The sequence below is a fragment of the Pseudomonas artemisiae genome (genome assembly GCF_057128685.1).
Map to the genome: position 1 here is coordinate 91,374 of NZ_JBSKHS010000010.1, position 17,781 is coordinate 109,154.

Below are 17,781 nucleotides of genomic sequence, written 5' to 3' on the forward strand. Positions count from 1 at the left end.
CCCGATGACCGATAAACACCCAAGTGCCCCCGGTGCCGACCCTTGGCAGGCGCTGCGCGAATTCACCCCCGCGCGCATCGCCCTCGGGCATGCCGGAATCAGTCTGCCGACCCGGGCGCAGTTGGACTTTCAGCTTGCCCATGCCTTGGCACGGGATGCCGTGCACCTGCCCTTGGACGTGGCCGCTCTGAGCGAGGCGCTTCAGGCAGCCGGCGCGCAGGTACTTCGCGCCCATAGCGCGGCGGCCGATCGCCTGACCTATTTGCAACGTCCGGACTTAGGGCGCCAGCTCGATAGCGCAAGCGCGGCGAGCCTGGATGCCGCCGCTGGCAGCCAGAGCATGGTGGACCTGGTGGTGGTGATTGCTGACGGTCTATCGTCCCTGGCCATTCAGCGTCACGCGGTGCCCATGTTCAAGCTGATCGCCGAGCTTGCGGCCGGGGAGGGCTGGCGCTTGGCGCCGGTGGTGGTGGTCGAGCAGGGGCGGGTAGCGGTGGCCGATGAGGTAGCCCAGCGCCTAGGCGCCAGGATGGTGATCAACCTGATTGGCGAGCGGCCGGGTTTGAGTTCGCCGGACAGCCTGGGGCTTTACTTTACGTGGGCGCCCCGGGCAGGGCTGACCGATGCCGCCCGCAACTGCATCTCCAACATACGGCCCGAAGGGCTGAGCTATGCCACGGCTGCGTACAAGCTGGGTTACCTGGCGCGCGAAGCCTGCAAACGGCAACTGTCAGGGGTACAGCTTAAAGACGAAGCCCAACTGCCGGAGCTGGGCATGGCGCCCGGGCCGGGGAATTTCCTGCTACCGCCTGCCTGACGTACGTTCTGCCTGCGCGCCCTAGGCGTGGCGCCGATCCTCGATCACGCTCCACAGCCTAGGGTCGGTGAAATCATTGATCACCAGGTCCGCCCCTGCCGCCAGCAGCGCCTCGACGCTTTGGCTGGTCGCCAAGCCCACGGTGTACAGCCCCGCTGCCTTAGCGGCGGTAAGGCCGGGGATCGAATCCTCGAAGGCCATGGCCGTGTCGGCGGTCGCGCCCAGGCGCTCCAGCCCGGTCAAGTAAGGCAGCGGGTGAGGCTTGGCATGGGGCAGCTCTTCGGCAACCACCACGCTGGCGAAGGCGTCGGTCAGGGCGAGTGCCGCAAGCATGTGATCGGCATTGGCGCGGGGGGCATTGGTGACCACGACCTTGCCGATATCATGCTGCTTGGCGTACTCCAGCAGCGTGGCCAGCCCGGTGATTGGCTCAAGGGTATGGGAGAGTTCACGGAACCGCGCTTCCTTGCGGTCGGCAAAGGCGCGATGCTGCTCGATGCTGCGTTCGGGGAACAGCAGCGCGCATAATTCCGGGTTGGCCCTGCCGCTGCACAACGCCTCGAACTCCGCTTCGCTGAAGGGGCGGGCGTCTTCTTCCCATAACAGTTGCTCGATGGCAATAAGGTGCAGCTTGTCGGTATCGGTCAGGGTCCCGTCAAGGTCGAACAACAAGGCGGTGAGCATAGCGGCGTCCATGGGCAAAGCGGCGAGGTTAACAGGGGCTCCGGCTGCGCTCAATCGGCCGTTGGCCGGCAAGATTGCCACCGACCAGCGGGGCAGGGTTGAAGCCTTCCTAAACTGTATGTATAACCAGCGCCCAGGTGACCTTGGACCCGCTGCGTGAATAGCCTCGATAACCCCTTTTACTATCTAAGCAATTTCGAACAGGCCCTGGCTTGGCTGCGTGTGCGCTACCAGGATGTACTCGATGCCACCGAGCAGGAGTTTCTGGAGCGCTTCGCTGGCTTGCCGGAAGCGGCGCGGGCGTTACTGGTGCGCCTGGTGATGCGCAAGGGCGAACAGTTTCGTAGTGACAAACTGTTGTACGAGGAAATCGGCGATACCTCCGCCGCGGCGGCGCACTTGCACGCTCTGGGTTGGCTGACGGCTGACGAGCCCCTGAGCCTTGCGCAACTGTTCGCCTTGTTCGGCAAGGCCGAACTGCGCCAGGCGTTCGCCGAAGAAAGCCTGCCCCCCAGCGCGCGCAAAACCCAGTGGTTCGACGCCCTGGCCCACTGGCACGAACACCACGCGCCGCTGAGCCATTGGTGGCCTGCCTGGCAAGGGCAGGTATGGGGGCTGACCGTGCGGCCTTTGTGCGAGCGGCTACGGCTGATGTTTTTCGGCAACTTGCGTCAGGACTGGTCTCAGTTCGTGCTGGTGGAACTGGGCATCCAGCGTTTTGAGCGTGTGGACTTTCCTTTAGAGTCCCGTGCCTTTCGTCATCGGCAAGACCTGGAGGTCGCCCATGGCTTGGCCCAGTGCCGCCAGGCGCTAGAGGAGGGGGCCGAAACAACGAAGCTGCTCCAGGCCCTGAATGCGCTGGAGTCGGATAACCCATGGCTAGCCAGCCGTCAGCAAAAAACCTTGTTCACCTTGGGCCAGCGCTGTGAACGCAGCGGTGATTGGGTTCAGGCTGCCGACCTGTACGCAACCTGCCGCTGGCCTGGAGCACGGTTGCGTCGGTTGCGCATGCTTGAACGTTCCGGGCAATTCGCCGAAGCGCTGGCGCTGGCTGAGCGTGCGAGCCAGGCCCCGGAAAGCCCTGCCGAAGCCCAAGGCCTGGAACGGCTGTTGCCCAGAGTGCGCCGGGCACTGGGGGAGGCGGTGCGAGTGCGCCGTGCGCCCCCGGCGGTGGTTCGGCTAGACCTGTGCCTGGCCCGGCACCCCAGCGTGGAGCGGGCGGTGGGCAATGCGCTCACCAGCGAGGAGGCGCCCGTGGTGTATGTGGAAAACACCCTATTCAACGCCCTGTTCGGGCTGCTGTGCTGGCCGGCGCTGTTTGCCCCGGTGCCTGGGGCCTTCTTTCACCCGTTCCAGGCCGGCCCGCTGGACCTGCACCAGGCCGATTTTGCCCAGCGCCGCGCTAGCCAGTTCACCGCCTGCCTGGCGGAGCTGGAAAACAATACCTATCAGGTCACAATGCTGGCACGGTTCGAGGCCAAGCAGGGGCTGGCAAACCCGTTCGTGCACTGGGGCGCCTTGAGTAGGCCGTTGCTGGAGCTGGCCTTGGCCTGTATTCCCGCCGCGCACCTGCGGCTGTGCTTCGAGCGCTTGCTGCAAGACGTAAAAGCCAATCGCACCGGCATGCCCGACCTGATTCAGTTCTACCCGGCCACGGCTAGCTACCGCATGATCGAAGTCAAAGGGCCTGGGGACCGCCTGCAGGACAATCAATTGCGCTGGATCGCGTTCTGCCAGGTCCATGGGCTGCCGGTAAACGTGTGCCATGTGCGTTGGGACGTGCCCGCGGCCCAAGCGCAGCCGGCATGAGCCTGACCGTTGCGGCACGGGCGCTGTGTGAGTTCACCGCCCGTGAAGGTGACTTGGACCTACGCTTCACACCGTCCCCTACGGCCTTGGAAGGGATTGCCGGGCATCGCCTGGTCGCGGAGCGGCGCGGGCCGGACTATCACCGTGAAGTGACCTTGAGCGGTAGCCATGCCGGGCTACAGGTGCGCGGCCGTGCCGATGGCTTCGACCCCTCGCGCCAGTGCCTGGAGGAGGTTAAGACTCACCGCGGCGAGCTGTCCCGCCAGCCTGCCAACCAACGGGCGCTGCACTGGGCGCAGGCAAAGGTTTATGGCGCGCTGTGGTGCCTGGAACACGGGCTAAGTGTGCTAAACCTGGCCCTGGTGTACTGGCATGTAGATACCCAGCGTGAAACCCGGTTGGAACAAACCTATGCCGCCAATGACCTGATCGCGTTCTTTCATGCCCAATGCGAGGCCTATGTGGCGTGGGCTGCCCGAGAGGCGGCCCACCAGGTACGCCGCGATGGCTTTCTCGATGCCTTGGCCTTTCCCTACCTCAGCATGCGGCCAGGGCAGCGCCAGCTGGCCGAAACCGTGTACAAAGCCGCCAGCGTTGGCAAGTGCGTACTGGCGCAGGCCCCTACGGGCATTGGCAAAACCCTGGGTACCTTGTTTCCGTTGCTCAAGGCTATGCCGCGCCAAGGCTTGCAGCGGGTGTTCTTTCTTACCGCGAAAACCCCCGGCCGGCGCCTGGCCCTCGATGCGCTGCGCCAGCTCCAGCCAGCGAGCGATGCTACCGTGCAAGGCCAGCCACAGCCGCTGCGCCTATTGGAGCTTACCGCTCGGGACAAACTATGCGAGTACCCTGGCACGCCCTGCCACGGTGAAGCCTGCCCCTTGGCCAAAGGCTTCTACGACCGGCTGCCGGCCGCGCGGGTCGCTGCTGCCGACCAGGGGTGGCTAGACCAGCCAGCACTGCGGCAGGTAGCCCTGGCCCACCAGGTGTGCCCTTACTACCTGAGCCAGGAAATGGCCCGTTGGGCGGATGTGATCATCGGCGACTACAACTATTACTTCGACCTCAACGGCTGGGTATACGCCTTGGCTCAGGCCCAGGAGTGGACCTACGGAGTGCTGGTGGACGAGGCCCATAACCTGGTGGACAGGGCTCGGGCCATGTACAGCGCCAGCCTCGATCAACGGCTATTGGCCGGGTTGCGCGAGGCGCCCTTGGCCGGGGCCAGCAATGCCTTGCGCACCCTGGGGCGGCAGTGGAATGCCTTGGCCAAGGAAAAGGGGCAGGGTTATCACGCCCTCAGCGGGATGCCTGAGCCGTGGCTGACCGCTTTGCAGCGGCTGATCAGCCTGGTCAGCGACCGGCTGAGCCTGGAACCGGCTACCGTGCCCCCGGTGTGGCTGGAGTTTTACTTCCAGGCACTGCAATTCACCCGGGTGGCCGAGCTGTTCAGTGATGCGTTCGTCATGGACCTTGAGGTATACGCCGCCGGTCGCGGCCTGCGTGCCCGGATCAACCTGCGAAACGTAGTGCCTGCCAGCCTGCTGGCACCGAGGCTGAGCCGCGCGCGAAGCTGCGTGCTGTTTTCAGCCACGCTCACGCCAGCACATTACTTTGCCGACCTGCTTGGCCTGCCGGCAGGGTGGGCCTGGCTGGATGTAGCTTCACCCTTCCAGGCCCACCAGGTGCAGGTGCGCTTGGCTGCCCATGTGTCGACCCGTTATGGGGACCGGCAGCATTCACTGCTTAGCGTCGCGCGCGTCATGGCCGAGCAGTATCAGCAGCAGCCAGGCAACTACCTGGCGTTCTTCAGCAGCTTTGATTACCTCAATCAAGTACTGGAATGCATGCAGGCAGGCTACCCACAGGTGCCGGTGCGGGCCCAGCGCCGTGCAATGGACGAGGCCGAGCGCCAGGGGTTTATCGACGGTTTCAAGGCCGGTGGCCAAGGCATTGGCTTTGCGGTACTGGGTGGGGCTTTTGGCGAAGGCATTGACCTGCCTGGCGCCCGGCTGATCGGCGCATTCGTGGCCACCTTGGGCATGGCTCAGGTAAACCCGGTCAATGAACGCTTCAAGCAGCGTATGCAAGCCCGTTTCGGCAGTGGCTACGATTACGTGTACCTGTTCCCGGGCTTGCACAAGGTGGTGCAGGCGGCGGGGCGGGTCATCCGTGATGAGGGCGACCGTGGCACCATCGTGCTGATCGATGACCGCTACGCGCAGCCCCGAATCCAGCGCCTGTTGCCCAGCTGGTGGCCCGCCCCCCAGGCGCTGTTGGATAGCGCGCGGTAGTGGATCAATCCTTTCCGTTGGTGGTCGAACTGTCAGTAAACTGCCACTGATTGATACCCACCCGAGGTTTTGCATGACGCACAGTCCCTTAGCGGGCAAGCCGGCACCGGCCGAATTGCTGATCGATATTCCTGACCTGGTCACCGCCTATTTCACCCTGCGCCCCGACCCTTCGGTAGCCACCCACCGCGTGGCGTTCGGTACCTCCGGTCACCGTGGTACGTCGTTTAGCAACAGCTTCAACGAATACCATGTATTGGCCATCAGCCAAGCCATTTGCCTGTACCGGCAGGCCAAGAGTATCGATGGCCCGTTGTTCCTAGGGATCGACACCCATGCACTGTCTACTCCGGCGGGGGCAAGTGCGTTGGAAGTCTTCGCCGCCAATGGCGTAGAGGTGATGCTGGCTGCCGAGGATGAATACACACCTACGCCGGCAGTGTCTCACGCGATCATTTGCTATAACCGTGGCCGCACCCGCGGGCTGGCCGATGGAGTGGTGATCACGCCGTCCCACAATCCGCCCCAGAGCGGTGGCTTTAAATACAACCCACCCAATGGGGGCCCGGCGGACAGCGACGTGACCAAATGGATCGAAGCCAAGGCCAACGAACTGCTGGAAGCTGGCCTTAAGGGCGTGAAACGCGTGCCCTACGAACAGGCCCTCAAGGCAGGCACCACGCACCGCCACGATTACCTCACTACCTACGTGGCTGACCTGCACAACGTGATCGACTTCGATGTGATCCGTGGCGCAGGGCTGAAGCTTGGGGTAGATCCCCTGGGTGGCGCCGGTGTGCGTTACTGGCCCGCCATCGCAGAGCACTACACGCTGGAACTGGAAGTGGTCAACCGCCATACCGACCCCACCTTCCGCTTTATGAGCGTGGACTGGGATGGGCAGATCCGCATGGACCCATCCTCCAAGGACGCCATGCAAGGCTTGATTGGCCTGAAGGACCGATTCGACGTGGCCTTTGCGTGCGACCCTGACCATGACCGCCACGGTATCGTGACCCGGAGCGGCGGGCTGCTGGCCCCGAACAACTACCTGGCGGTGAGCATTGATTACCTGTTCCGTAACCGGCCCCAATGGCGGGCGGACGCTGCCGTGGGTAAAACGGTGGTAAGCAGCGGGCTGATCGACCGGGTCGCCAAGCGCTTGCAGCGCCCACTGTACGAAGTGCCGGTGGGCTTTAAGTATTTCGCCGACGGCTTGTTCAATGGCACTCTAGGCTTCGGTGGCGAGGAAAGCGCTGGCGCGTCCTTCCTGCGGCGTGACGGCACCGTCTGGAGCACCGACAAAGACGGTTTGATTCCAGGCCTGCTGGCCGCCGAGATGACCGCACGTCAAGGCAAGAGCCCCCATGAGCTGTACCGCGCGTTGGTCGAAGACCTGAGTGAGCCCTTTGCTACCCGTGTAGATGCCAAGGCCAACCCCCGGCAGAAGGCCGCGTTGAGCAAGTTGTCGGCCGAGCAGGTCACTTCCACCACCTTGGCTGGCGAGCCTATCGAGCAGGTGCTCAGCAAGGCGCCTGGCAACGGGCAGGCAATTGGCGGGTTGAAGGTCACCACTGCCAACGGCTGGTTCGCCGCAAGGCCTTCTGGAACCGAAGACATCTACAAGATCTATGCTGAGAGCTTTACCGATGAAGCTCACTTGAAGCAGTTGGTAAGCGAGGCTCAAGCACTGGTCGACAGTGCCATCAGCCAGTAAGATCTCCAGCACCCGGCCTAGGCCGGGTTATTTACGTGTAGTTTCTAAGTTCTTTTAAATTCTAGAATATTTATTTAAGTTTTTGTTAAGTAAAGGATTTTATTGGTGATCTCGAAATTACTTGAGGTTTGCCTTGGCTGGTTCAGGCCTACGCATCCTGAACCCAAGCCCCAGGCTTGTTCGAGAACCAAGGGTGCTCAGACACCGTCAAAGCCTACCGGAGCAAAGGTCAAATCCTTTACCTCCCGTAGGCCTCCCATGGCAGGGGAGCCGCTGTTTGCAAATCTGCCCCTAGCGATTTCCCCCACGCTACGAACGCGCATGAAAGCCGATGCCAAGCGGTACCTGCCTGCGCATCTGCAACCTTCCTTGGCCCAGTGGAAGATGATTTTCAGCCCAGCCATTACCACCTGTGTGGTAGCAGGCGCGGGCTCAGGGAAATCCAGCGCCCTGGGGTTGCGGGTGTTGTTGCTCCATCACTATGTGGGCCTGCCGCTACACGCCATCAGTGTGGTGACCTTCACCCGCGCCTCGCGGGAGGATTTTGCCGAGCGTTTGGTTCGCCTATTTGGCCAATGGCAACTGCCGTTGCAACTCAGTGATGCCCGTGCCAGGGCCACGACCTTTCATGCCCTGGCATTGAGCTGGGCCCGCACCATGCCTGGGTTTTCCCACTTGCAGGCTTTCGAAAGCCTTGGGAGCGCCGAGGGTACCGGCAGCTCGTTTCAGTTACGAGTAAACTCGGCGCAGCGGGAACAGCTCAACCGTTGCTATCACACGTTGATGGAACAGGACGCTGAGTTCGCTCACACCATGACCGCCCTGCGCCAGCGCGCTGACAGGTTGCCCGCGCTACCCGTCACCCACCCTGACGTACAAAAGCGCCTGATGGCGCTGCAACCGGCCGCTGACCGTGACGCGGCCTTGTGTCAACTGATCGAAGCACGCTGGCGCCAAGCAGGGCACTGGCCCATGGAAGGCGTGCAGGTAATACCTACGGAACACATGATCCAGGGCCACACCTTTCGCTGCCACGGGTTTATCCCGGCCACGGACACATGGTTGATGCTGGGTGTAGACCCCAGCTTTGGCAACGAGGTGCGCCTTGGTGCGCGGCTGCCAGTACGAGCAGAGTGGGCGGTAAAGCGCACCCTATTTCAAGCTTTCTTTAATAAGCCTTTGATTTGGATAGATAGCTTTCCGAGTGACAGCACGAAAGGGGCACCCTCCAAGGCTACCCAAGGCCCCGGGTTCGACTACGCCCTGGCAGGTGAAAACGGAGCGCAACCTGTATTGGATGCCTTCGTCGCTACCGCCGGGTTTATCGAAAACCTAGGGTTGGAAGTGCCTGCCGCCGTGGCCGCGTTGGAGAGCGAGGAGGACCACCTGTTCTTCCAGGCGCTTGCTCGTTTCTGGCCAGCCTTAGAGCGGCAACTGCTGACACTTCAGCCACCTGTGCTTACCTATAACCGGATGTTCGCCATGTTTGCCGACCCTCAAGGCAGTGCGTTGTCGCGCCTGCCCTTGGAGGCGTTGACAGGTATTTCGCACCTGTTGGTGGACGAGTTTCAGGATATCGCGCCGCAGATCGCCCGCTGGCTCAAGGCTGGCCTGGGCGAGCGGCTCAAGCGAATGCCTGATAGCCCTGCAACCTTGATGTGCGTCGGGGACGATTGGCAGTCCATCTATGGGTGGCGCGGCAGTTCACCCTTGTTTTTCATAGGGTTTGACGACGCGTTTCCATCCCCGCTTGTCCGCAGGCTAATGCTTAGAGAAAACTATAGAAGTACACAGCAAATAATTGATGCAGCTGAATTTATTGTGAAGGAAGCTGAGTGTATTCCCGGCAAGCGCGCCCTGGCGGCGGGTGGTAATGCATCATCATCAGACGTCAGCGTGCAACTGCATTGGAAAGACCCTGCGCATATCGCTCATACCTTAAATAACGCGCTGGCTGCTAAGCGCACTGTCTTGTTGCTCTACCGCCAGGCCAAAGATGACCCGCGCCATTTAGAAGAACTGGCACACTTGATTGCCACACAACAACGCCTTGCGGCCGAGCACCGCTTGCTGCGCTGCATGACTGTCCATGGCGCCAAAGGCTTGGAGGCCGATATGGTGATTTTGCTCGGTGATTGCACAGCACGTGCCGCTTCGTTGGCCCGCAACCAGCTGTACGTTCTGGCCGGTTTAGGCGCCCCAGGCGCTTTGGCGCCTTACGACAGCAGTCAGGCTGACGAGGCCTTGCGCCTGGCGTACGTAGGCATTACGCGAGCGGCTCATAGCGTGCATTGGTATATCGATCAGCCGGTTAATGGCAGGCTGCGGATAGGCGCCGCGGCGCGTGCTCGGGCGGCTCCGGAATTGTTTGGAAACGGGCTAGACTAGCCGCAAGCGGACAGGGAGCGGGGTGGGATAAAGGCTTCGAGTTCGGCTTCCACTGCTTCGATCATGCGTTCCACATCCGTAGCGTTCATCACCGTGGAACAGGGTATCCCGGCGATGGCGATCAGGGTCTCACCGGTGGTGCGATCGAACAGCCGCGCCACCATGCTGCTGGGCGCATCCATACTGCCCTCAAACCCTAGCGGGTGAAAATGCCAGCGCATCACTTGGCAGGCATTGGGAAAGGTCATCTTGTTCATGGTGTGCCTCTGCATCATGCAGTGCCAGTTATTCGAGGTAAGCCCTATGCCTGGTCAACTATGGGAAACATAGCACCGCCCTTAGCTAAAAGGGTTATTTTTTTGAGCACTATGGCACTTTCTTCATTAATGTTGATCGCGATCACCCCCCTGGGGCTTATCCATTGAGTGCAACAGCCTTATAACTCGGCTTGGTTCGCATGCGGCGGCCGACGTAAGCAGGCTGCAAGGGCATGTTGCGAGCGCAAGGGGCCGTGGCCCCAGGTTGAGCAGCGCTAGGGCCGGGCGATAGCAAATGGCGTGTTTGGCGGGAAGGGCAAGGGTTTAAGCGGCGTTAAAGGGCTTTGGTGACCTTGATGTCCTTTATCGCGTTTGCTTGCTCCTGACCATGAATGGCCAATAAGGCTTGCAAGGCATCCGCAAGGGAGTCGCTTTGTAGGTTGGCGAAGTCCCAACGGCGCTCGCCGTCGAGGGTATAGTGGATGACATAACGGGCCACGGTGGAACCTCAGCTAAAAGAAGAAGGCGAGCGACGGATCAACTTGATAGAGTGCTTGAACGGCGCTTTTTTTGCGGCGGTATTCAGCGTACTACCTGCTGTGTCCAAGGTGATATTCCAGTAACCGGTGCTAGGTACGGTGATACGCGCCGGAAAACGATCGAACGCGCCTCCGTGGTAGGTGTGTCGGGCGCTATTTTTGAACGCGCGGAAATTTGCGTCGCTCATCAGGCGTATATTGCAGCGCTGGGAACACTCGATAACGACCACGTCGTCTTCGTTGAGGTGTTCGCGCTGGTGGACGAATTTCATGCTAGCTCCAAGAATCGGCAATGGCCGAACCATAGCACGCCGCGCTTCGGGCCCCAAGGGTCGCGCCTGCGAACGATACCTACGCGCCACTGTCTTAGCTTCTTTTTTGGAGATCAATATGAAGGTCGTTGGGCTTTTCCTGGCCATGCTTACGCTCGGCGGTTGCGCCACCGTCGCTGAAATCGAAAAAACCCATGAAACCATGGACGTGATGTCTGGAAAGGACCCTAAAGATTATACCCAGTGCCTGGCGCGCAAACTCTCTGAAACTCGCGGCCCGGTAGCCATCGATAAGAACGGCAACGGCTACAAGGTAGTGGTGCCGCGTAAATTCAGCAGTGGCCCTGCGGCCGTGGTGGATGTTCAGGAGCGCTCGGGGGGCAGTACCGTCAAGGTGTATGAGCGGCTGTCGAACTTGCCATTGCGCTTCAAGGACGTGCAAAAGGCCGCAACCGAATGTATCTCCGGGTGATTCGACCTTCTGCTTGCGGAACTATCCGGTAAGGTTTTTTTCTACTTAGGCAGCAGCCGCTTCGGTGCCCCATTGTAAGGGGCCAAGCGCGTGATTAGACTGCGCCGAACTCGTACGTAACGCTATAAGAACCAAGGACACTCCATGATCAAGAAATGCTTGTTCCCGGCAGCCGGCTACGGTACCCGCTTCTTGCCGGCTACCAAGGCCATGCCAAAGGAAATGCTGCCAGTGGTCAACAAGCCGCTGATTCAGTACGGCGTTGAAGAAGCATTGGAAGCAGGCTTGACAGGTATTGCGATCGTTACCGGGCGCGGCAAGCGGGCCCTGGAAGACCACTTCGACATCAGCTACGAGCTGGAAAACCAGATCCGTAACACCGACAAGGAAAAATACCTGGTCGGTATTCGCAAGCTGCTGGATCAATGCACTTTCTCCTACACCCGCCAGGTAGAAATGAAAGGCCTGGGTCACGCTATCCTCAGCGGCCGTTCCCTGATCGGCGACGAGCCCTTCGCTGTGGTGCTGGCCGATGACCTGTGCGTGAACCTGGAAGGTGACGGCGTTCTGCAGCAAATGGTCAAGCTGTATAACCAATTCCGTTGTTCTATCGTGGCCATCCAGGAAGTAGACCCCCAGGAAACCAGCAAATACGGCGTGATCGCTGGTGAGATGATCCGCGACGATATTTATCGTGTAAACGACATGGTCGAAAAGCCCAAGCCTGAAGATGCCCCTTCGAACCTGGCGATCATTGGCCGTTACATCCTCACCCCGGACATCTTCGACCTGATCGAGCAGACCGAGCCCGGCAAGGGTGGCGAGATTCAGATCACCGACGCCTTGCTCAAGCAGGCCAAAGACGGTTGTGTACTGGCCTACAAGTTTAAGGGCGAGCGTTTTGACTGCGGTAGCGCCGAAGGCTACATCGACGCCACCAACTTCTGTTTCGAAAACTTCTACAAGAAGGGCCAGCTGTAACTTTTAAGCTGGAGTAAGAAGGCGCCGCCATTTATCGTAAATGGCGGCGTTTTTGTATGAGGATTTTTTATGGCTTATGATTTTGACCTGTTCGTCATTGGCGCGGGCTCAGGCGGTGTGCGTGCGTCGCGCTTCGCGGCAGGCTTTGGCGCCAAGGTCGCGGTTGCGGAAAGCCGCTACCTGGGCGGCACCTGTGTAAACGTAGGCTGCGTGCCTAAAAAGCTGTTGGTCTACGGCGCGCACTTCCATGAAGACTTCGCCGCGGCCAAAGGCTTTGGCTGGACGGTGGGCACACCGTTATTCGACTGGCCCACGTTGATTGGCAATAAAAATCGAGAAATCGAACGGCTCAACGGTATCTACGCCAAGCTGCTCGATAACAGCGGGGTCAAGCGGCTCGACGGCCATGCCCGTATCCTCGACCCACACACTGTAGACGTTGCAGGCGTGCAGTACAGCTGCGAGCGGATTCTGATCGCTACCGGCGGCTGGCCGGCCATTCCAGAGATCCCTGGCCGCGAACATGTGATCAGCTCCAATGAAGCGTTCTTCCTGGAGGCATTGCCCAAGCGCGTAATCGTAGTAGGCGGCGGCTATATCGCTGTGGAGTTCGCGGGTATCTTCCACGGGCTCGGGTCGGATACTACTCAGCTCTACCGCGGGGAATTGTTCCTGCGTGGTTTCGATAAGGGCGTGCGCGCTCACTTGGCCGAAGAGTTGACTAAAAAAGGGCTCAACCTGCGGTTCAATGCAGACATCGCCCGTGTCGACAAACGTGACGGCGTGCTTTATGCCACGCTCAAAAGCGGAGAGGTATTAGAGGCGGACTGCATCATGTACGCCACTGGCCGCCGCCCCATGCTGGACGACCTCGGCCTGGAGAATACCGGCGTAACCCTTGATGACAACGGCTTTATTGCCGTGGACGAGCACTACCAGACCCAGGAGCCGTCGATCCTGGCCCTGGGGGACGTGACCGGGCGGGTGCAGCTTACCCCGGTGGCCCTGGCCGAAGGCATGGCGATCGCTCGCCGGCTGTTCAAGCCCGATGAATACCGCCCTGTGGATTACAGCAACATCCCAACAGCGGTATTCAGCCAACCCAGCGTCGGTACCGTAGGCCTGACCGAAGAGCAGGCCCGTGAACAAGGCCACAGCGTGCGAGTATTCGAAAGTCGCTTCCGCCCCATGAAGCTGACCTTGACGGACAATCTCGAGCGGACCTTTATGAAGCTGGTAGTGGATGCGCACTCCGACAAGGTACTGGGCTGCCACATGGTTGGCCCGGAGGCCGGGGAGATTGTCCAAGGATTGGCGGTAGCGCTCAAGGCGGGTGCCACCAAGGCCCTGTTCGACGAGACCATCGGCGTTCACCCAACGTCAGCTGAAGAATTCGTCACGCTTCGCACCGCGGTAGGAGAGTAACTGACCTAGAGCAAGGCGGGGCTACCAAATAAGGTGGTTCAGCGTCGGCGTTAAGCCCTAACTTATCCAGGGCCGAGCGCCGTTGGCGGCTGATGGTTTTTTCACTTCTTGCCAGCCGGCTGGCGATTTCTCGCCCGCTGTAGCCTTCGCCGCTTAGGGTTATGACTTCCCGTTCCTTGGCGCTGAGCAGATGGCAGTTATCTTTGCCCCAATGCCTGTGGCTGAGGTAATGACGGTTTAGTACCGTTTCGAAGCTTGAGCTAACACATACCTTACCCTGGGCGACACTGACCAGAATGCGCTGGAGCTCCTCAATATTACTGTGTTTATCGTATAGCCCTTTCACGCCCAGGTTCAGGCACATGCCCAGCAGCGTCGGTTGCCGGGAAGCGGTCATGACCACGAGCCCAACCTGAGGGAAAATTTCCCGCAGCTTTTCAATCAAGGCGTGGCCATCAGGGCCATCGCGGGCAGGCATATACCAATCCACCAGGGCCAGGTCACACGCTCTGCCTCTCAGGCTACGCAACAAGGCACCGCCATCGGTGACCTTGTCACAAATATCGAACCGATGGCGCCGGACATGGCGCAGCTGATCCGTTAGCCCCTCTAGCATGACCGGATGGTCGTCGGCGATGATAAGGCGCAAGGCCATGATGGTTCCTCTAGTAGCGATGGCGGGATAGGACTCAGCACAATTTGATCAGGTTGGCTTGCAGCGCCAAAAGCGCTGCCACATGCCGTGACTTCACCCCATATTTACGGCGAATATTGGAGAAGTGGAAATTGACGACCGACTCACTGCACCCAAGGATCCTTGAAATCTCCCAAGACGACTTGCCCCGGGCACTCCACTCCAGGGCAGTGATTTCGCACTTGGTAAGGTGAATCTTGTCAGTCTCTTGCTCATAGTTGCTCAGGGCATTACTGGACATCGTGCTGCTCCCTGTTGAGGGCTTAAGGGGTCCCTTAAATTGGAAACGTTGTTAAACGCGACGTTCGCGATCGGGTTCAACCGGAGCCACCTTAAAGGGCAGGGCAGGAGGGCTGTGTAGGAAAAGTCGGCGCATAAAGTGAGTAAAATCAACTGCTAACGGAAACCTGCGAAAACCCAGGGCCTGAGCGATAAGAAGGGAAAATCTTCGTACGAGGGGTTTAGGCTCACGCCTTACACCTGGGTGTAACAGGCTTTACGACAGGCCTGGTGTGTTATACAAAGCCTGCGCAGTCAAACGTGGCCGCTTGACGCGAAGTCAGCCCGCCCATAGGCAAAACCAATGATTAGCATGTGTATTGCCAATGAGCTTCTATGGGCGAACCTGGCTACTATTCTTTCAGTCAGTTTTACTTACCAAGGAGATCCACCCGATGCCTACCATCAACAGCCAGATCAAGCCCTTCAAAGCACAAGCTTTCCACAACGGCAAGTTCGTTGAAGTTTCTGAAGCTGACCTGAAAGGCAAGTGGTCTGTGGTGTTCTTCTACCCAGCCGACTTCACTTTCGTATGCCCTACCGAACTGGGGGACCTGGCTGACAACTACGCCGAGTTTCAGAAGCTGGGCGTGGAAATCTACAGCGTTTCCACCGACACGCACTTCACCCACAAAGCGTGGCACGACACCTCCGACACCATCAGCAAGATCCAGTACCCAATGATCGCTGACCCGACTCATGTGATTTCCCGCAACTTCGACGTGCTGATCGAAGACGCTGGCATCGCTGACCGTGGCACCTTCGTAATCAACCCCGAAGGCCAGGTCAAGATTGTCGAAATCACCGATGGCGGCATTGGCCGTGACGCGTTGGAACTGCTGCGCAAGGTGAAGGCTGCACAGTACATCGCCGCTCACCCAGGCGAAGTGTGCCCAGCCAAGTGGAAAGAAGGCGAAGCTACCCTGGCGCCCTCTCTTGACCTGATCGGCAAGATCTAAGCGTAAAGCACCGTGAACTGGTGTGCGGCGGTGAGCCGCCTTAACTAAGCAGCAACGCCGCCCACAATAACGCCCGGGCAGTACCTGTCTGGGCGTTGTTGTCTCTGAAATATATGAAATAAAGGAAATCGCCCGTATGTTGGACGCCAATCTTAAATCCCAGCTGAAGTCATACCTGGAACGGGTCACCCAACCGATCGAGCTGGTCGCTTCGCTCGATGACGGTGCGAAATCCCGTGAAATGCTGGAATTGCTTCAAGAAATCGAAAGCCTGTCCGCGCTGATTACGCTGCGCGACGATGGCATGGACGCGCGTCGGCCGTCCTTTAGCATCAATCGCCCTGATGGCGACATCAAGCTGCGCTTTGCCGGCTTGCCCATGGGCCATGAGTTCACCTCCCTGGTACTGGCCTTGCTGCAAGTAGGTGGGCACCCGTCCAAGGCAAGCACCGATACCCTTGAGCAAATCGCCGCGCTCAAAGGTGAGTTCCGCTTCGAAACCTACTTCTCGCTGTCCTGCCAGAACTGCCCGGATGTGGTCCAGGCCCTGAACCTGATGGCAGTACTCAACCCTGCCATCGACCATGTGGCGGTGGACGGCGCGCTGTTCCAGGCTGAAGTAGAGCAGCGCCAGGTCATGGCGGTACCGAGTGTGTATCTGAATGGCGAACCTTTCGGCCAAGGCCGCATGGGGCTGGAAGAAATACTGGCCAAGCTTGATACCAACGCAGGTGCTCGCCAGGCTGAAAAGCTCAATGGCAAAGCGGCCTTTGACGTACTGGTCATCGGCGGTGGCCCTGCTGGCGCGGCAGCCGCGGTGTATGCCGCGCGCAAAGGCATTCGCACCGGTGTCGCGGCTGAGCGTTTCGGGGGTCAGGTGCTGGACACCCTGGCAATCGAGAACTTTATCTCGGTTAAAGAAACCGAAGGGCCGAAGCTTGCCATGGCCTTGGAAGAACACGTTAAGCAATACGACGTGGACATCATGAACCTTCAACGCGCCGAGCAGCTGATCCCTGGCCGTGACGGCGACCTGCATGAGGTTCGCTTCGCCGGCGGTGCGTCGCTCAAGGCCAAGTCGGTGATCATCGCCACCGGTGCGCGGTGGCGTGAAATGAACGTGCCAGGTGAACAGCAATACCGTAACCGTGGCGTGGCTTACTGCCCGCACTGTGACGGCCCGCTGTTCAAGGGCAAGCGCGTGGCGGTCATCGGTGGGGGTAACTCCGGCGTGGAAGCGGCCATTGACCTGGCGGGCATTGTGGCCCATGTAACGTTGATCGAGTTCGACAGCCACCTGCGCGCCGATGCTGTGCTGCAGCGCAAGCTCACCAGCTTGCCTAATGTCACGGTGGTGAAAAGCGCCTTGACGACCGAAGTGAATGGCGACGGGCAGAAGGTCAATGGCCTCACCTATAAAGACCGCCAGACCGGTGACCTGCATAAGATTGAGTTGGAAGGTATTTTCGTTCAGATCGGCCTGTTGCCTAACACCGATTGGCTCAAAGGTGCCATCGAGCTTTCCAATCGGGGGGAGATCATGGTAGACGCACGGGGTGAAACGGACCTGCCCGGTATTTTTGCCGCAGGTGACGCGACCACCGTGCCCTACAAGCAGATCATCATCGCCATGGGCGATGGCGCCAAGGCTTCGTTGGGCGCCTTCGATCACTTGATTCGTACCTCGGCGCCTGCCTGATCGTGCCCTGAAGGGCAAGGCACGTTAAACCCATGCGGCCGGTTACCTTGAGAGGGGTAACCGGTCGTTGTGCGTTCAAGTGTTTTTAAATTCGTGCACTTTGAGGGCTTTGACACGGAACGGTGCGGCCTTGTGATAATCCTATGTGCCAAGACGGGGCGCTTTGTGCTTCGCCGAGCAAGCCATGGGAGTGTCGCAGGTGATACCTAAGCATGAAGTACTCAAGATCATTCAGTCGAGCTTCTTGCCGCTGCATTGCACCTGCACGCCCCATGAAGGCGGAACCATGACCATTGAGGTCACAGACCCTGCCGCCAACGGGCATATCGACCTGCTGGTGGTAGGGGTGCCATTGGAGCCTCTGACGACCATCAGGGCTATTTCTAACTTGGTGGCGGAGCTGCGTCAGGAGTTACAGGCCAACCAGGAATGGTTCGCCCGCGACCAGCGCCAGGGCGGTTGGCCACAACGCTGAACATTAAAAGACTTACGGCTTGC

At 59.7% G+C, this 17,781-nt stretch carries 17 protein-coding genes; 11 read left to right on the plus strand and 6 right to left on the minus strand.

The features are described from left to right. Window positions 1-4 precede the first annotated feature (4 nt). Window positions 5-817, plus strand: coding sequence for an ethanolamine ammonia-lyase subunit EutC (gene eutC / locus ACWKV4_RS13300; protein ID WP_483832549.1), 813 nt, complete (start codon window positions 5-7; stop codon window positions 815-817). 21 nt (window positions 818-838) lie between these two features. On the opposite strand, the gene ACWKV4_RS13305 is transcribed toward eutC, so the two are convergent. After that, window positions 839-1,501, minus strand: coding sequence for an HAD family hydrolase (locus ACWKV4_RS13305; RefSeq protein WP_483832550.1), 663 nt, complete (start codon window positions 1,499-1,501; stop codon window positions 839-841). A 156-nt stretch (window positions 1,502-1,657) separates the two neighbouring features. Between ACWKV4_RS13305 and ACWKV4_RS13310 the strand changes: the two genes are divergently transcribed. The 4 genes from ACWKV4_RS13310 (at window position 1,658) to ACWKV4_RS13325 (ending at window position 9,706) form a co-directional block, all read left to right on the plus strand. Further along, window positions 1,658-3,310 (plus strand): VRR-NUC domain-containing protein, encoded by a 1,653-nt coding sequence (locus ACWKV4_RS13310; RefSeq protein ID WP_483832551.1) that lies wholly within the window; start codon window positions 1,658-1,660, stop codon window positions 3,308-3,310. Further along, window positions 3,307-5,601 carry an ATP-dependent DNA helicase gene (locus ACWKV4_RS13315; protein ID WP_483832552.1) on the plus strand — a complete coding sequence of 765 codons (2,295 nt, stop codon included), beginning with the start codon at window positions 3,307-3,309 and terminating at the stop codon, window positions 5,599-5,601. Before ACWKV4_RS13310 ends, ACWKV4_RS13315 begins: the two co-directional genes overlap by 4 nt. 73 nt (window positions 5,602-5,674) lie before the next feature. After that, window positions 5,675-7,318, plus strand: a complete 1,644-nt coding sequence (gene pgm / locus ACWKV4_RS13320) for a phosphoglucomutase (alpha-D-glucose-1,6-bisphosphate-dependent) (RefSeq protein WP_483832553.1) — start codon at window positions 5,675-5,677, stop codon at window positions 7,316-7,318. Window positions 7,319-7,639: 321 nt separating this feature from the next. Then, window positions 7,640-9,706 (plus strand): UvrD-helicase domain-containing protein, encoded by a 2,067-nt coding sequence (locus tag ACWKV4_RS13325; RefSeq protein ID WP_483832554.1) that lies wholly within the window; start codon window positions 7,640-7,642, stop codon window positions 9,704-9,706. On the opposite strand, the gene ACWKV4_RS13330 is transcribed toward ACWKV4_RS13325, so the two are convergent. The 3 genes from ACWKV4_RS13330 to ACWKV4_RS13340 all read right to left on the minus strand — a co-directional run bounded on the left by ACWKV4_RS13330 (window position 9,703) and on the right by ACWKV4_RS13340 (window position 10,774). After that, the gene (locus ACWKV4_RS13330; protein WP_483832555.1) at window positions 9,703-9,963 is read right to left on the minus strand and encodes a DUF1652 domain-containing protein; all 261 of its coding nucleotides are present in this window, start codon (window positions 9,961-9,963) and stop codon (window positions 9,703-9,705) included. The two genes, ACWKV4_RS13325 and ACWKV4_RS13330, sit on opposite strands and share 4 nt — an antisense overlap. A 334-nt stretch (window positions 9,964-10,297) precedes the next feature. Next, window positions 10,298-10,462 (minus strand): hypothetical protein, encoded by a 165-nt coding sequence (locus ACWKV4_RS13335; protein ID WP_483832556.1) that lies wholly within the window; start codon window positions 10,460-10,462, stop codon window positions 10,298-10,300. 9 nt (window positions 10,463-10,471) lie between these two features. Then, window positions 10,472-10,774, minus strand: a complete 303-nt coding sequence (locus ACWKV4_RS13340) for a DUF1883 domain-containing protein (RefSeq protein ID WP_483832557.1) — start codon at window positions 10,772-10,774, stop codon at window positions 10,472-10,474. Window positions 10,775-10,892: 118 nt separating this feature from the next. On the opposite strand from ACWKV4_RS13340, the gene ACWKV4_RS13345 reads away from it, so the two are divergent. The 3 genes from ACWKV4_RS13345 (at window position 10,893) to gorA (ending at window position 13,652) form a co-directional block, all read left to right on the plus strand. Beyond that, complete coding sequence (locus tag ACWKV4_RS13345; protein WP_483832558.1) at window positions 10,893-11,246, plus strand: hypothetical protein; 354 nt, start codon at window positions 10,893-10,895, stop codon at window positions 11,244-11,246. Window positions 11,247-11,390: 144 nt separating this feature from the next. After that, window positions 11,391-12,227, plus strand: a complete 837-nt coding sequence (gene galU, locus ACWKV4_RS13350) for a UTP--glucose-1-phosphate uridylyltransferase GalU (protein ID WP_483832559.1) — start codon at window positions 11,391-11,393, stop codon at window positions 12,225-12,227. Between the two features lie 69 nt (window positions 12,228-12,296). Beyond that, complete coding sequence (gene gorA, locus ACWKV4_RS13355) at window positions 12,297-13,652, plus strand: glutathione-disulfide reductase (protein ID WP_483832560.1); 1,356 nt, start codon at window positions 12,297-12,299, stop codon at window positions 13,650-13,652. On the opposite strand, the gene ACWKV4_RS13360 is transcribed toward gorA, so the two are convergent. Both ACWKV4_RS13360 and ACWKV4_RS13365 read right to left on the minus strand, forming a co-directional pair. Beyond that, window positions 13,624-14,307 carry a response regulator gene (locus ACWKV4_RS13360; protein WP_483832561.1) on the minus strand — a complete coding sequence of 228 codons (684 nt, stop codon included), beginning with the start codon at window positions 14,305-14,307 and terminating at the stop codon, window positions 13,624-13,626. The two genes, gorA and ACWKV4_RS13360, sit on opposite strands and share 29 nt — an antisense overlap. 34 nt (window positions 14,308-14,341) lie before the next feature. After that, a complete protein-coding gene (locus tag ACWKV4_RS13365) occupies window positions 14,342-14,587 on the minus strand; it encodes a helix-turn-helix transcriptional regulator (protein WP_483832562.1) in 246 nt (81 codons plus the stop codon). A 433-nt stretch (window positions 14,588-15,020) separates the two neighbouring features. Here ACWKV4_RS13365 and ahpC point away from each other — a divergent pair, with 433 nt between their 5' ends. From ahpC to ACWKV4_RS13380, 3 genes are all read left to right on the plus strand, one after another. Further along, window positions 15,021-15,584, plus strand: a complete 564-nt coding sequence (gene ahpC / locus ACWKV4_RS13370) for an alkyl hydroperoxide reductase subunit C (protein ID WP_483832563.1) — start codon at window positions 15,021-15,023, stop codon at window positions 15,582-15,584. 136 nt (window positions 15,585-15,720) lie between these two features. Further along, complete coding sequence (gene ahpF / locus ACWKV4_RS13375) at window positions 15,721-17,283, plus strand: alkyl hydroperoxide reductase subunit F (RefSeq protein ID WP_483832564.1); 1,563 nt, start codon at window positions 15,721-15,723, stop codon at window positions 17,281-17,283. Window positions 17,284-17,467: 184 nt separating this feature from the next. After that, window positions 17,468-17,758 (plus strand): DUF1652 domain-containing protein, encoded by a 291-nt coding sequence (locus ACWKV4_RS13380; RefSeq protein ID WP_483832565.1) that lies wholly within the window; start codon window positions 17,468-17,470, stop codon window positions 17,756-17,758. The last annotated feature ends 23 nt before the right edge of the window (window positions 17,759-17,781 follow it).